The organism is Actinoplanes sp. 13, assembly GCF_056134165.1.
In genome coordinates, this window is sequence record NZ_JBVYOQ010000001.1 from 560,698 (window position 1) to 573,547 (window position 12,850).

Annotated in this window: 17 protein-coding genes; 8 read left to right on the forward strand and 9 right to left on the reverse strand. The window is 71.8% G+C overall.

What is annotated here, in order from left to right:
• The first annotated feature begins 42 nt into the window (after positions 1-42).
• Positions 43-234: a 50S ribosomal protein L28 gene (gene rpmB, locus AC0NH5_RS02510; RefSeq protein ID WP_007075181.1), complete on the forward strand. Its 192-nt coding sequence runs from the start codon at positions 43-45 to the stop codon at positions 232-234.
• Between the two features lie 114 nt (positions 235-348).
• On the opposite strand, the gene AC0NH5_RS02515 is transcribed toward rpmB, so the two are convergent.
• The gene (locus AC0NH5_RS02515; protein WP_474399371.1) at positions 349-798 is read right to left on the reverse strand and encodes a GNAT family N-acetyltransferase; all 450 of its coding nucleotides are present in this window, start codon (positions 796-798) and stop codon (positions 349-351) included.
• A gap of 9 nt (positions 799-807) precedes the next feature.
• Complete coding sequence (locus tag AC0NH5_RS02520; RefSeq protein ID WP_474399373.1) at positions 808-1,746, reverse strand: thiamine-phosphate kinase; 939 nt, start codon at positions 1,744-1,746, stop codon at positions 808-810.
• A gap of 96 nt (positions 1,747-1,842) precedes the next feature.
• On the opposite strand from AC0NH5_RS02520, the gene AC0NH5_RS02525 reads away from it, so the two are divergent.
• Complete coding sequence (locus tag AC0NH5_RS02525; RefSeq protein WP_196413799.1) at positions 1,843-2,076, forward strand: Lrp/AsnC ligand binding domain-containing protein; 234 nt, start codon at positions 1,843-1,845, stop codon at positions 2,074-2,076.
• Position 2,077: 1 nt separating this feature from the next.
• Positions 2,078-2,710 (forward strand): DUF3515 domain-containing protein, encoded by a 633-nt coding sequence (locus AC0NH5_RS02530; protein ID WP_474399376.1) that lies wholly within the window; start codon positions 2,078-2,080, stop codon positions 2,708-2,710.
• 75 nt (positions 2,711-2,785) lie between these two features.
• Here the strand turns inward: AC0NH5_RS02530 and AC0NH5_RS02535 are convergent, their stop codons facing one another.
• Entirely contained in the window at positions 2,786-3,880 is a 1,095-nt protein-coding gene (locus AC0NH5_RS02535; protein ID WP_474399379.1) for a D-alanine--D-alanine ligase family protein, read from the reverse strand.
• Positions 3,881-3,988: 108 nt separating this feature from the next.
• Here AC0NH5_RS02535 and AC0NH5_RS02540 point away from each other — a divergent pair, with 108 nt between their 5' ends.
• Entirely contained in the window at positions 3,989-4,429 is a 441-nt protein-coding gene (locus AC0NH5_RS02540) for a hypothetical protein (protein WP_474399381.1), read from the forward strand.
• Between the two features lie 261 nt (positions 4,430-4,690).
• Here AC0NH5_RS02540 and AC0NH5_RS02545 read toward each other — a convergent pair whose 3' ends face one another.
• The 5 genes from AC0NH5_RS02545 to AC0NH5_RS02565 are packed head-to-tail and all read right to left on the reverse strand — an operon-like array spanning position 4,691 to position 8,082.
• The gene (locus AC0NH5_RS02545) at positions 4,691-5,053 is read right to left on the reverse strand and encodes a hypothetical protein (protein WP_474399384.1); all 363 of its coding nucleotides are present in this window, start codon (positions 5,051-5,053) and stop codon (positions 4,691-4,693) included.
• Entirely contained in the window at positions 5,050-5,247 is a 198-nt protein-coding gene (locus tag AC0NH5_RS02550; RefSeq protein ID WP_474399387.1) for a hypothetical protein, read from the reverse strand. Before AC0NH5_RS02550 ends, AC0NH5_RS02545 begins: the two co-directional genes overlap by 4 nt.
• On the reverse strand, positions 5,244-6,371 hold the full coding sequence (locus AC0NH5_RS02555; protein ID WP_474399390.1) for a cystathionine gamma-lyase: 1,128 nt from the start codon (positions 6,369-6,371) through the stop codon (positions 5,244-5,246). The genes AC0NH5_RS02550 and AC0NH5_RS02555 overlap by 4 nt, the downstream gene beginning before the upstream one ends.
• A complete protein-coding gene (locus tag AC0NH5_RS02560) occupies positions 6,368-7,360 on the reverse strand; it encodes an NAD(P)H-dependent glycerol-3-phosphate dehydrogenase (protein ID WP_474399393.1) in 993 nt (330 codons plus the stop codon). Before AC0NH5_RS02560 ends, AC0NH5_RS02555 begins: the two co-directional genes overlap by 4 nt.
• Positions 7,357-8,082 (reverse strand): lysophospholipid acyltransferase family protein, encoded by a 726-nt coding sequence (locus AC0NH5_RS02565; protein ID WP_474399395.1) that lies wholly within the window; start codon positions 8,080-8,082, stop codon positions 7,357-7,359. The genes AC0NH5_RS02560 and AC0NH5_RS02565 overlap by 4 nt, the downstream gene beginning before the upstream one ends.
• Before the next feature lie 130 nt (positions 8,083-8,212).
• Between AC0NH5_RS02565 and cofC the strand changes: the two genes are divergently transcribed.
• Genes cofC through AC0NH5_RS02585 form a run of 4 tightly spaced genes read left to right on the forward strand, consistent with a single transcriptional unit; the run spans position 8,213 to position 12,388 of the window.
• The gene (gene cofC, locus AC0NH5_RS02570; protein ID WP_474399397.1) at positions 8,213-8,854 is read left to right on the forward strand and encodes a 2-phospho-L-lactate guanylyltransferase; all 642 of its coding nucleotides are present in this window, start codon (positions 8,213-8,215) and stop codon (positions 8,852-8,854) included.
• A gap of 19 nt (positions 8,855-8,873) precedes the next feature.
• Complete coding sequence (locus AC0NH5_RS02575) at positions 8,874-9,071, forward strand: cold-shock protein (protein ID WP_474399400.1); 198 nt, start codon at positions 8,874-8,876, stop codon at positions 9,069-9,071.
• Between the two features lie 54 nt (positions 9,072-9,125).
• A complete protein-coding gene (locus AC0NH5_RS02580; protein WP_474399403.1) occupies positions 9,126-11,510 on the forward strand; it encodes an RNA degradosome polyphosphate kinase in 2,385 nt (794 codons plus the stop codon).
• Positions 11,510-12,388: an NUDIX hydrolase gene (locus AC0NH5_RS02585; RefSeq protein WP_474399406.1), complete on the forward strand. Its 879-nt coding sequence runs from the start codon at positions 11,510-11,512 to the stop codon at positions 12,386-12,388. Before AC0NH5_RS02580 ends, AC0NH5_RS02585 begins: the two co-directional genes overlap by 1 nt.
• Here AC0NH5_RS02585 and AC0NH5_RS02590 read toward each other — a convergent pair.
• On the reverse strand, positions 12,345-12,776 hold the full coding sequence (locus AC0NH5_RS02590) for a hypothetical protein (RefSeq protein WP_474399408.1): 432 nt from the start codon (positions 12,774-12,776) through the stop codon (positions 12,345-12,347). The two genes, AC0NH5_RS02585 and AC0NH5_RS02590, sit on opposite strands and share 44 nt — an antisense overlap.
• Positions 12,777-12,850 lie beyond the last annotated feature (74 nt).

Consider the following 12,850-nt stretch of genomic DNA (forward strand, 5'->3'; position numbering starts at 1 on the left):
CCTGGGCGCCTCCAGTTCTCGTTTCAAACCCAGGAGTATCCCGTGGCTAGCGTGTGCGACGTCTGTGGCAAGGGACCGGGCTTCGGCCACAACGTGTCCCACTCGCACCGGCGGACCAACCGCCGCTGGAACCCGAACATCCAGTCGGTGCGCACCCCGGCCGGTGGCGGGACCACCAAGAAGCTCAAGGTCTGCACCTCGTGCATCAAGGCCGGCAAGGTCACCCGCGCCTGACCTCAAGCGTCACCGACCAGCCGCCGAGCACCCGCTCGGCGGCTGGTTGTCGTTCCGGCCGCCCGCTTGCCGACGCGTGTGCCCTCCATGGGCAGGGCGGGACACGCCACGGGGCTAGAGGACCTTTGCGTAGGAGAGCACCGACTCGTGCCCCGCATAGAACCCGAAGTCCTCGATCCGCGAGTACCCCGCCGACTCGTACAGAGCGATCGCCTCCGGCTGCTTGTCCCCCGTCTCCAGGATGACCCGCTTGCAACCGGCGTCCCGCGCCGACGATTCGATCGCCGCCAGCATCTGGCGGGCCAGGCCGCGTCCCCGGGCCCGCGGCGTCGTGTACATCCGCTTGAGCTCGGCGTCCTCGCCGTGCCGCCGCCACCCGGCGCTGGCCACCAGGTCCTCGTCGAGCACCGCGACGAGGAACGCCCCGTTCGGCGGGGTGAAGTCGGACTCCCCGATCGGGGTGTCGTCGCCCGTCCCGCCGTACCGCTCGGACAGGTCCGCCAGGTTTTCCGCGACCAGTGCCTGCACCAACGGTGAGGTGAAGTCCGCCTGCTCGATCCGCACGGCAGCAACCTAACGGAAGTGGTCCCAGCCCATCCCCCCGGTCCACGGCTTTCCGTCGACCGTCACACCGGTGCCGTCGTGCACCGATCCGATCACCTGCCAGTCGCCGGGGAGTGTCACGTCGCGCGGGAACGTCGCCGCCAGCGGGTGGTCGTCCCCGCCGGCCAGGATCCACTGGTACGGGTCCACGCCCAGCGCCGACGCCGCGTCCCGCATCTGGGTGGGCACCTCGAACGCGTCCCGGCGCACGTCGATGCCGACCACGCTGGCCGACGCGATGTGTCCCAGGTCCTGCAGCAGCCCGTCCGAGACGTCGATCATCGAGGTGGCGCCCAAGGCGGCTGCCGCGGGTCCCGCCGCGTACGGCACCGCGGGCCGCCGGTACGCCTCCACCAGAACCTTGGGCGTCCGGAAGCCGCGGGACAGCACGGTGAGGCCGGCGGCCGCGTACCCGATCCGGCCGGCCAGCGCGAGGACGTCGCCCGGCTGGGCCCCGTCGCGGCGGACCGGCGCCGCCCCGCCCAGGTCTCCGAGGGCGGTGACCGCGATGGTCAGGGTCGGGCTGGACGACATGTCGCCGCCGACCACGCCCGCGCCCACCAGGGCGGCCTCGTCGCTGAGGCCGTCGGCGAGGCCCTCGGCCCAGCCCACGTCGAGCCCCAGCGGCACGCACAGGGCCACCAGCAGCGCCGTGGGGGTGGCGCCCATGGCGGCTATGTCGGCGAGGTTCGCGGCGGCGGCGCGGTGGCCGATGTCCACCGGACCGCACCAGTCGCGGCGGAAGTGGCGTCCTTCGACCAGCACGTCGGTGGAGGCCACCACGCGTCCGTCGGTCGCGCGCACCACGGCGGCGTCGTCGCCGGGGCCGATCAGGGTGGCCGGTCCGGTGCCGAGCCGGGACACGATTCGGCCGATCAGCCCGAACTCACCGGCCTCTGCGATGCTCACGTCTAAGTCCTTCGATGGTGGTGTGCCGCTGCAACGCAGCTTCGTACGGTAGTTTCACGATCGGGGATCACCGGCGGTGGCGGATTGGAGTCGATCGTGGTCCAGGCATACATCCTCATTCAAACGGAGGTCGGGAAGGCCCGTGACGTGGCCGCCGCGATCGAGAAGATATCGGGGGTGGTCCGGGTCGATGCGGTGACCGGGCCTTATGACGTCGTGGTGCTGACCGAGGCGCACACCGTCGACGAGTTGGGCGGCCTCATTGTGAGCAAGGTCCAGTACGTGCCGGGCATCACGAGGACCCTCACCTGCTCCGTGGTAAACCTCTGACATGGTCGACGTGGACACACCACCGAAAGCGCCCGAACCGGATCGGACTACCCGCGTGGCCGCCCTCTGGGCGACTGTCGTGGCGGTGCCGGTGACGCTCCTGGTGGGCGTCCTCGCCTTCATGGCCATTCAACCCGAAAAATCCGATAAAGCGGACAAAAAGCCAGCAGGACCAGTCCCCACCACCGCGGTGCAGATGAGCGCGCCGCAGTTGGACGAGCGGGCGAAACTGGTCTGCCTGGCCGTGACCTCACAACTGCCGACGGCCGTACGGGACCTGCCCGCCCGCCCGGTCTCCGCCGGTCCCGAGCAGAACGCCGCCTACGGCGAGCCCCCGCTCACCGTCCAGTGCGGCGTCCCGCAGCCGGTCATGTGCGAGACGCTCGGCGACGCCACCCCGGGCTGCGTCCCGATGGACACCGAGCTGATGATCATGAACCGGGTCTGCTGGTACGCCGACGACAACGACGGCACGGCCACCTTCACCACGATGGACCGCGAGGTCCCGGTGCGGGTGACCGTGCCGGACGCCTACGAGAACCCGGCCCAGTGGGCCATCGAGTTCTCCGACACGGTGATCAAGACCGTCAAGTCGACCCCCGTGGACAAGCAGCCGTACGGCTGTAACAACTAGGGTTCGTCCTGCTGGTCTCGTGAGAGCGCCGGCTGGGCCACGCCGCAGCCCCACGAGACCGGCAGGACGAATACTTCAGTGCAGGCCCGTGCCGCGGTTCATCGCGGTGCGGATCAGCCGGTCCACGACCTTCGGATATTCCAGGCCGGTGGCGGCCCACATCTGCGGGAACATCGACGTCGGCGTCATCCCCGGCATCGTGTTGATCTCGTTGAGGAAGACCTCGCCGTCCGCCGTGACGAAGAAGTCCACCCGGGCCAGCCCCGCGCAGTCCAGCGCCGTGAACGTGCGCAGCGCGTACTCCTGGATCTGCCGGGTGACGGCGGCCGGAAGCTCGGCGGGAATCGTGTACCGGCTGCCCACCAGGTACTTCGTCTCGAAGTCGTACCACTCGGCGTCGTCGACGTGGATCTCGGCGAGCAGCGACGCCTCGGGGGCCCCGCCGTTCTCGCCCTCCAGCACGCCGCACTCGACCTCGCGGCCCACGACAGCGGCCTCGACCAGCACCTTCGGGTCGATCTGCCGGGCCTTGGCGATCGCGTCGTCCAGGTCGGCCCAGTCGGTGACCTTGGTGATGCCGGTCGACGAACCGGCCCGCGACGGCTTCACGAAGACGGGCAGCCCCAGTCGCTCCTTGTCGGCCTCGGACAGCGACACCCCGGCACGCAGCACCGCGTACGGCCCGACCGGGATGCCCTCGGCGGCCGCCAGCTTCTTGGTGAACTCCTTGTCCATGGCCGCAGCCGAGGCGAAGACGTTGGCACCCACGTACGGGATTCCGGCCATCTCCAGCATCCCCTGGATGGTCCCGTCCTCACCGTAGGCGCCGTGCAGCACCGGGAAGACCGCGTCCACCCCGGCGAGTTCGGACACGCCGTCCACAGCGTCCCGCACGATCAGCTCGGTGGCCGTCGGGTCCGCGGCGAGCACCACCGAGTTGCCCGACGACGCGGTGATCTCCGGCAGGCGCGTGCCCGCGATGGCCAGCTGAGCGGGATCTCCCCCGGCGAGGACCCAGCGACCCGCACGGGTGATTCCGACCGGAACCGCCTCGTACTGATCCGGGTCCAGCGCACCCAGGATGGCGCCGGCGCTGACGCAGGAAATAGCGTGCTCAGTGCTGCGGCCACCGAACACGATCGCGACGCGGGTCTTCCGGGGGGTCGTCACTCTTCTCTGCGCCTCTCGCTAGCGGTCATGCCGGGGGTGACCCTACTCTGCGTAAGCCAGATTTGCCGATCGCGGCCGCCACTGCCCGGCGAGGAGGACTAACAGTTCATGGCACCAGCACTCCACGTGATCGCCGGCCCGGGTCCGGGCCAGCTCGCGACGATGGCTCACGCCCGTGACGAGCCCTGGTCGCCGCAGGAGCTGGGCGCATTGGCGAGAGCCGGGGTGCAGATCCTGGTCTGCGCCGGAGCGCCCACCGAGGACTCCTCGGGTATCGAGATGATCCGCTGTCCGCAGCCGACCGAGAACCCGCGCGACGAGGCCGGGCAGATGGTCGCGCTCGCCACCCGGCTGGCCGGCGAGGTCCGCGCCGGCCGCTTCGTGGTCACCCAGTCGGTCGGCGACGTCGGCCGGTCCACGCTGCTCGCCACGATGACCCTGGCGCTGCTCGGCATCCGCCCGGGCGAGGCGTTGCGCCGGATCGGCGGCGATCACGGCGCCGACGTGCCGAAGGATTGGCTGCACGACTTCGTCTCCGCGCCGGCCTGATCTCCGGTCACGCCATGCGTGCGGACGATCTTTCCAACCCTTGTTCGGTACGCCTACGACAGGTCCCCGAGCATCACCGCGATCACCTGCCACTCCGGCCCGGCGGCGCGACCGCCGGGCGGAGATCGCTGGTCACCCTCAACCCACCGTGTGAAGTTCGGGTGCGTATCGCACCGCAACTTCACACAACCGCCCGCCCGCGCTGACGGCAGAACCGTGCGTGTGAAGTTCGGGTGCGTATCGCACCGCAACTTCACACAGTCAGGCGGTGGTGAAGGTTTGGGGTAGTGCTCCGGAGTCCCAGAGTGCGTCGAGGTGTGCCAGGAACCCGGTCAGGCTCCGCTCCAGCTCGCGCCGTTCGGCGGGCGGCAGCGCCGCCAGGGGGTCGGAGATGATCAACCCGTCCGGGTGCTTGGCGCGCGTGCCCACGAACTTGTCGCAGGCGCCGCACCACACATAGCTGACCAGCGTGGGGCGGCGGGCGTTCTCGGGCGCGGTGAAGTACGCCCGCAGCCGCTGCGCCCCGCACGCCGGGCAGTCCCGCTCCCCCGGCGCCACGAAGAAGCTCTCCCCCTGGGTCAGCGCCGCGACCTCGTCCCCGCTGAAGCTGCTCCAGGCCGTCACGTCGGCACCCCCTTCACCGAAACGGACCGCCCGCCGGGGCGGGGCCCGGCGGGGCGGGGCCCGGCCAGATGCGGGTGGACCGCGACCAGATGCGGGCGGGCCGCGACCAGATGCGGGCGGGCCGCGACCAGATGCGGGCGGGCCGCGACCAGATGCGGGCGGTCGCGTCGGCTGATCCCCGTGCGGGCGGTCACTTCGACTCGTCCAGCGCCCGGGTGATGTCCGCGATCAGGTCGGCGGTGTCCTCGATGCCGCAGGAGAAGCGGACGAAGCCCGGCGGGGTGTCGTCACCCCACTGGGCACGCCGGTCGGCCGTGGAGTGCACGCCGCCGAACGAGGTCGCCGCGAACACCAGCTCGGCCTCGGTCAGGAACCGCGCCACCCGCTCCGCCGAACCCAGGTCGAAGGAGACCACGCCGGGGATCCGCCGCATCTGCCGGGACGCGATCGCGTACGACGGGTCCGACGGCAGTCCCGGCCACCGCACCCCCGTCACGTCGTCACGGGTCAGCAGCAGCTCCGCGAGGGCGGCCGCGTTCTGCGTCTGACGGGCCAGCCGCAGGTCGAGCGTGGCGATCGACCGGTGCGCGAGCCAGCAGTCGAACGCGCCCGGCACCCCACCGGTCTGCTTGCGCCAGGTCTCCACCTTCTCGAGCAGACCCGGGTCGGTCGCGCTCACATAGCCGAGGAGCACGTCCGAGTGCCCGGTCAGCGCCTTGGTCCCGGACGCCACCACCAGGTCGGCGCCGAGCCGCAGCGGGTTCTGCCCGAGCGGCGTGGCGGTGGTGTTGTCGACCGCCACCAGCGCGCCGGCCCGGTGCGCGGCCGCCGAGACGGCGCGCAGGTCACAGACGTCCAGTCCGGGGTTCGCCGGCGTCTCCAGCAGCACCAGCCGCACCCCGGTGAAGTCCGGGTACGGCCCCGCCGTGGGCACCAGGACGGTTTTCACCCCGAGGTCCCGCAGGGTGCCTTCGGCGAAGGCCCGCACGGTGAAATAGCCGTCCGCGGGAAGCGCGACCGTGTCGCCGGTGCGCAGCACCGACAGCAGCAGCGCGGTGATCGCCGCCTGGCCGCTGGCGAACACCAGTGTGGGCGCGCCCTCCAGGGCAGCGATCGCCGCCTGCAGCGCGCGCCGGGTCGGGTGCTCGGTCCGGGCGTACCCGTTCTCCCCCGGTCCCGTCTCCGGGTCCAGGTGGTAGGGCGCCGCGAAGACCGGGCCGGGCAGGAACGGCTCGCCGACCACGGGTGCGGGCAGGCCGGCATGCACCACACGGGTGCCGTCCGCCGGAGAGCTGGGTCGTACGTCTGGCTCGTTCACTCGGGTTTCATTTCTCGCGTCATCAGCAGTTTCACGGCGACCCGGGGGTCCACGCCTTCGTGGCAGACCCGCTCCACCTGCTCCACGATCGGCATCTCGACGCCGCGCGACCGGGCCAGGTCGCGGATGGAGAGGCAGCTCTTCACGCCCTCGGCGGTCTGCCGGGTGGCGATCTGGGCCTGTTCCAGGGTCTCGCCACGCCCCAGGTGCTCGCCGAACGTGCGGTTGCGGGCGAGCGGGGACGAGCAGGAGGCGACCAGGTCGCCGAGGCCGGCCAGGCCGGCGAAGGTCAGCGGGTCGGCGCCGAGCGCCACGCCGAGCCGGGCCGTCTCGGCGAGACCCCGGGTGATCAGCGAGGCGCGGGTGTTGTCGCCCAGCCCGATGGAGATCGCCATCCCGTACGCGAGGGCGATCACGTTCTTGGTGGCGCCGCCCAGCTCGCAACCGATCACGTCGTCGCTGGTGTACGGACGGAAGTACGGCGTGGCGAGCGCGTGCTGCACCTGCTTGGCGCGGCTCTCGTCGGCGCACGCCACCACGGTCGCGGTGGGCTGCTCGGCGGCGATCTCGGGGGCCAGGTTGGGGCCGGAGACCACCACGACCCGCTCCGGCGCGACGCCCGCGGTCTCGGTGATCACCTCGCTCATCCGCTTGAGCGTGCCGAGCTCGATCCCCTTCATCAGCGAGACCACCGTGGCGTCGGCGGGGAACGCGCCCGCCCAGTCGGCCAGGTTGCCGCGCAGCGTCTGGGACGGCACGGCGATCGCGATCAGTTCGGCGCCGGCCACCGCGGCCGCCAGATCGGTCGTACCCGTCACGTTCTGCGCCAGCCGGATGCCGGGCAGCGACCCCTCGTTGGTCCGGTGGTCCCGGACCTCCGTGGCGACCGCCTCGCGCCGCGCCCACATGGTCACCTCCGAGCCGGCGTCGCCGAGAACCTTGGCGAACGCCGTGCCCCAGGCTCCGGATCCGATGACGGCCGCCCTCATGACGCGTCCTCCGCGGTCGAGGCCCGCCGTGCGGGCCGGTCGTAGAGCGCCGGCGGTTCGCCGTCGCGGATCTCAGCGAGCAGGTCCCGGACCCCGAGCATGATCGCCTCGGTCATCTGGTCGAGCACCTCGCGGGTCGCCGTCGCCCCGGCCCACCGGCTCAGGTCGATCGGTTCCCCGGCGGTGACCGTCACATGCGTCCGGCGCAGTTTGAGCCGGTTGGTGCGCGGGTCGAAGATCTCCTGTGCGCCCCAGTTGGCGATCGGCACCACCGGTGCGCCGGTGAGCAGTGCCAGCCGGGCGGCGCCGGTCTTGCCCCGCATCGGCCACAGGTCCGGGTGCCGGGTGGTGGTGCCCTCCGGATAGATGATCACAGCACCGCCCTCGCGCAGCGCCTCGATCAGCGTGTCCAGCGACTTCACCGCCTCCACACTGCCCCGTTCGACCGGGATCTGCCGCGTCTTGGTCAGCAGGAACCCGATGATCGGCACCTTCCAGACGCTGGCCTTGCCGAGGAAGCGCGGCCAGCGGCCGGCCCGGTAGACGTAGTGGGCGACGACCAGCGGATCGAAGTGCGAGACGTGGTTGGGGACGAGGATCACCCCGCCGGTGGCCGGGACCTTCTCCTTCCGGTGCCACGTCTTGCTGGTCAGCACCGTCATGACGGGCACCACCAGCATCACCGCGACACGCTGCCAGAATCCGATCCGCTGCTGCGCCACGGCCTCCCCCGTCTCTTGATCGGCGACCCGCCCCCCGCCGCACGTCGTTCACCTGCGACGAAATCATGCCTGCTCCCGGCCGGTGGTACCAGGACGGGGTCTGCGGATCAACCGCTGGCAGACTGGCGGGGTGGTGCGGAAGTGGACGGCGGTGATCCCGGTCAAGCGGCTGGGCGACGCCAAGACGCGGCTGCGGGGCGCCGTGCCGGCGGACCGCCATCCCCAGCTGGCCCTCGCGATGGTGCGGGACACCGCGGCGGCGGTGCTCGCCGCGTCCGCGGTGGCCGAGTTGCTGGTGGTGACCGACGACCCGGCGGTCGGCGCCGCGGTGCGCGAGCTGGGCGCCCGGGTGGCGCCGGACCCGGGCGCGGGGCTGAACGCCGCCCTGCGCTTCGGCGCCGACGAGGTGGGGGGGCTCTCCGCGCACCGGGCGGTGCTCGCCGGTGACCTGCCCGCGCTCCGCCCGGAGCAACTGGACGAGGCGCTGGCCGCGGCCACCGTCCGCAGCTTCGTGCCGGACGCCGCGGGCACCGGCACCGTGCTGCTCGCCGTGCCGCCGCACGCCTACCTCGATCCGCGCTTCGGCGGGCCGTCGGCCGCCGCGCACGCCGCGTCCGGAGCAGTCCGGCTCGCCGGTGAGTGGCCGGGGCTGCGCCGGGACGTGGACACCGCCGCCGATCTCGGCACCGTGCTGACGCTCGGCGCCGGTCGTCACACCTGCGAACTGCTGCGTGATCTCGGACTCACCGCGGGATGCGCCTCCGCCGCCTGATACCGGTAGCGTGCTGGTCATGCAGGGCACCATCGCCACCTTCGACACGGCCACCCGCAGCGGCACGCTGCTCCTCGACGACGGTTCTGAACTGGCCTTCGGATCCGAGGCTTTCGACCGGTCCGGCTTGCGGCTGCTGCGGCTCGGGCAGCGCGTCACGGTGGTGTCCGACCCGGCCGGCGCGATTCATCGCGTGGCAATTCCCGGAGTTGCCTGATTGATCATCCGGTAGTTCGTTTCACGTTCCGCCGGGAACGGCAAGAATGAGCTCATGCCAACCCCGCCCCGGACCCCCGAGACCCGTAGGCGTGGCCCGAACGGCCGCTTCCTCCCCCAGCCGGAGCCCGCAGACCAGCCGGAGCCCGATGTGACCGCCGAACCGCCCGCGGCCGCCGAGCGGGGCCTGACCAGTGAGCCCGAGGTGCCCGAGATGCCGACGAACGTTCCGGACGTGCCGGAGACCATTCCCGACCCGGCCACGGCCGCCGACCCGCGCACCGATCCGCTCGCGGAGGTGGTGGCGCCGGTGTCGCTGCTGACGGACGACGGGGTGGACGAGGACGACGACCTGGGCGAGGACGTCGAGGCGGAACGCTACGAGCTGCCGGAGGACCGGTTCCTGAACCGGGAGCTCTCCTGGCTCGACTTCAACGCCCGGGTGCTGGCGCTGGCCGAGGACCCGGGGACCCCGTTGCTGGAGCGGGCGAAGTTCCTGGCCATCTTCGCGAGCAACCTGGACGAGTTCTACATGGTGCGGGTGGCCGGTCTGAAGCGGCGGCTCAGCGCCGGCCTGCCGGTCCGGGGCGGCGACCGGTCCCCGCTGCGGCACCAGCTCGAGATGATCACCGAGCGGACCGCGGACCTGGTGACCCGGCATGCCGCGTGCTTCGCCGAGGAGGTCCGGCCGAAGCTCGCCGCGGAGAGCATCGAGCTGGTCAGCTGGAAGGAGCTGGACGCGCCCGAGCAGGGCCGGCTACGGACGTACTTCCGGGAGAAGGTGTTCCCGGTCCTGACCCCGCTCGCGGTCGACCCGGCGCACCCCTTCCCGTACATCTCCAGCCGTTCGCTGAACCTCGCGGTGGCGCTGCGCTACCCCGACGGCGACAACCCCGAGCTGTTCGCCCGGGTCAAGGTGCCGAACAACGTGCCCCGCTTCGTGACCGTGCAGAACGACAGCCGCGGGGTGCGGTTCCTGCCGGTCGAGGAGCTGATCGCCAACCACCTGGACCAGCTCTTCCCGGGCATGCAGATCTTGGAGTGGCACCTGTTCCGGGTGACCCGCAACGCCGAGCTGGAGGTCGACGAGGACCGCGACGAGGACCTGCTGCAGGCCCTGGAGCGGGAGCTGGCCCAGCGGCGGTTCGGCCCGCCGGTCCGGCTGGAGGTGGCCGCCTCGATCAGCGACCACGTGCTCGACCTGCTGGTCCGCGAACTCGACATGGACAGCCAGGCCGTGCTGCGGGTGCCCGGTCTGCTCGACCTGTCGGCGCTGTGGCAGGTGTTCGGCGAGTGCGACCGGGACGACCTGAAGGACCGCCCGTTCGTGCCGGCCACCCACCCGCACCTGGCCGACGGCGAGGTGCCACGCAGCGTCTTCAACCGGCTGCGCGAGTCGGACATCCTGGTGCACCACCCCTACCACTCGTTCTCCACGAGCGTGCAGCGCTTCATCGAGCAGGCCGCCGCCGACCCGAACGTGCTGGCCATCAAGCAGACGCTCTACCGCACGTCCGGTGACTCGCCGATCGTGGACGCCCTGGTCGACGCCGCCGCGGCGGGCAAGCAGGTGGTGGTCCTGGTCGAGGTGAAGGCCCGCTTCGACGAGGTGGCCAACATCGCCTGGGCGCGCACCCTGGAGCGGGCCGGCTGCCACGTGGTCTACGGCCTGGTCGGGCTCAAGACGCACTGCAAGACGTCGCTGGTCGTACGCCAGGAAGGTAATCAGATCCGGCGGTACTGCCACATCGGCACCGGCAACTACCACCCCAAGACCGCCCGGCTGTACGAGGACTTCGGCATGCTGACCGCCGACCCGGAGGTGGGCGCCGACGTCACTGATCTGTTCAACGTGCTCACCGGGTACAGCCGGCAGACCGCCTTCCGGCGCCTGCTGGTGGCCCCGCACGGGGTGCGCCGCGGCCTGGTCGAGCGGATCGAGGAGCAGGCCCGGGTCGCCCGTGAGGGCGGCGAGGCGCTGGTCCAGTTCAAGGTGAACTCGCTGGTCGACGAGCAGACCATCGACGCCCTCTACAAGGCCTCCCAGGACGGCGTGAAGGTCGACCTGGTGATCCGGGGCATGTGTGCGCTGCGGCCCGGCGTGCCGGGCATGTCGGAGAACATCAGGGTGCGCTCGATCGTCGGGCGGTTCCTGGAGCACTCCCGGGTCTTCCGGTTCGGTCCCGGCCCCGACGCGGAATATTGGATCGGCTCGGCCGACCTGATGCACCGCAACCTGGACCGCCGGGTGGAGGCGCTGGTGAAGGTGACCCTCGGCTCGGCCCGCGAGGAGCTGCGCAACGTGCTCGAGCTGTCGATGCGGGACCAGACCGAGGGCTGGGACCTCGACGGTGACGGCATCTGGCACCGCAACACCGGCGTGCCCGGACGCCATCTGCAGGAGGCCCTGCTGCGGCGGGTCATCGGTAAGCGCAGCTGATGAGCGATCCGGTACGAGCCGCGGGCGGTGTCCTCTACCGCCCCGCCGCGGAGGGCATCGAGGTGTGCCTGGTGCACCGCCCGCGCTACGACGACTGGAGCCTGCCCAAGGGCACTCTCAAGGCGCACGAGGGCGCGCTGGCCGCCGCCGTGCGCGAGGTGACCGAGGAGACCGGGGCCGCCGGGATCCCGGAGCTGCGGCTGCCCGAGGTGGCGTACACGCTGCCGGACGGGCGGCCGAAGACCGTGCGGTTCTGGCTGATGCGGGCCGACGGGGAGGGCCCGGTGCAGGACGCCGGCGAGGTGGACGCGACGGCCTGGCTGCCGTTGCCGGCGGCCGCCGAGCGACTGACCTATCCGGACGAGCGGTCGCTGCTCGAGCGGGTCGCCGGGTTGCCTCCGGTGACCGCGGTGGTGGCGCTGGTCCGGCACGCGCACGCCGGCGAGCGGAAGAAGTGGGCCGGCCCCGATCCGCTGCGCCCGATCGACCCGCGCGGCAAGCGGCAGGCCGACGAGATCGCCGAGGCGCTGGCCACGTTCCACCCGCACCGGCTGGTGGCGGCGCCGCCGCTGCGGTGCAAGCAGACGCTGGAGCCGCTGGCCGAGGTGCTCGGCGACATGCCGATCATTCTGGACGGCGCCTTCGCGGAGCCGACCGAGGCGGCCGGGCTGGCCGACCGCCTGACCATGGCGCAGTCCCGGCTGGACCGGTTGCGGCAGGACGTACGCGTAGTGGTGTGCAGTCAGGGCAAGGTGATGCCGCCGCTGCTCGCGCTGCTGTCCGGTGTCGAGGACGACGAGCCGTTCAAGACGCGCAAGGGCGACGGCTGGCTGCTCACCTGGTCCGGCGAGCGGTTGCTGGACGTCTCGCGGCTGTGACGGGCCGGGTGGCGGCCGGGTCGGCCCGCCAGTAACCGAGCAGGTCGCCGGTGAGCCAGCGGGCCTGCCACTGTTCGTCCGGGCGCGGCTCCCAGTCCCGGTACGGCAGCAGCGCCAGCCGCCAGCTCAGCACCGCGACCAGGAACCAGCCGTAGAGCGGGACGGCGCCGAGCCAGCCGTCCCGCCGCCGGTACGAGCACCACGGCGCCCACCAGGCGACCGCCAGGCCGGACCAGCCGCAGGTGATCAGCCAGTCCAGCACCGGCCACCCGGTGCCCTGCTCGGCCAGGTCGCCGAACGTCCACCCGGGTACGACCGCGAGGGTGAACAGCGCCGCGGCCAGCGTGGCCCGGGCGACCAGGCCGCGCGGCGTCGGTCTGCGTTCCATGCCCGGACGGTAGGACGGCCGGGCGGTTCCGCGCCGGAACACAGAAAAGGCGTCCACCGTACGGGTGGACGCCT

Bases quoted from the DNA above. Each gene is read 5' to 3' on its own strand.
- AC0NH5_RS02530 (WP_474399376.1), top strand. From the start codon at position 2,078: ATGGTCGACGTGGACACACCACCGAAAGCGCCCGAACCGGATCGGACT.
- AC0NH5_RS02540 (WP_474399381.1), top strand. From the start codon at position 3,989: ATGGCACCAGCACTCCACGTGATCGCCGGCCCGGGTCCGGGCCAGCTC.
- AC0NH5_RS02560 (WP_474399393.1), bottom strand. From the start codon at position 7,360: ATGAGGGCGGCCGTCATCGGATCCGGAGCCTGGGGCACGGCGTTCGCC.
- AC0NH5_RS02575 (WP_474399400.1), top strand. From the start codon at position 8,874: ATGCAGGGCACCATCGCCACCTTCGACACGGCCACCCGCAGCGGCACG.
- AC0NH5_RS02580 (WP_474399403.1), top strand. From the start codon at position 9,126: ATGCCAACCCCGCCCCGGACCCCCGAGACCCGTAGGCGTGGCCCGAAC.
- AC0NH5_RS02585 (WP_474399406.1), top strand. From the start codon at position 11,510: ATGAGCGATCCGGTACGAGCCGCGGGCGGTGTCCTCTACCGCCCCGCC.
- AC0NH5_RS02590 (WP_474399408.1), bottom strand. From the start codon at position 12,776: ATGGAACGCAGACCGACGCCGCGCGGCCTGGTCGCCCGGGCCACGCTG.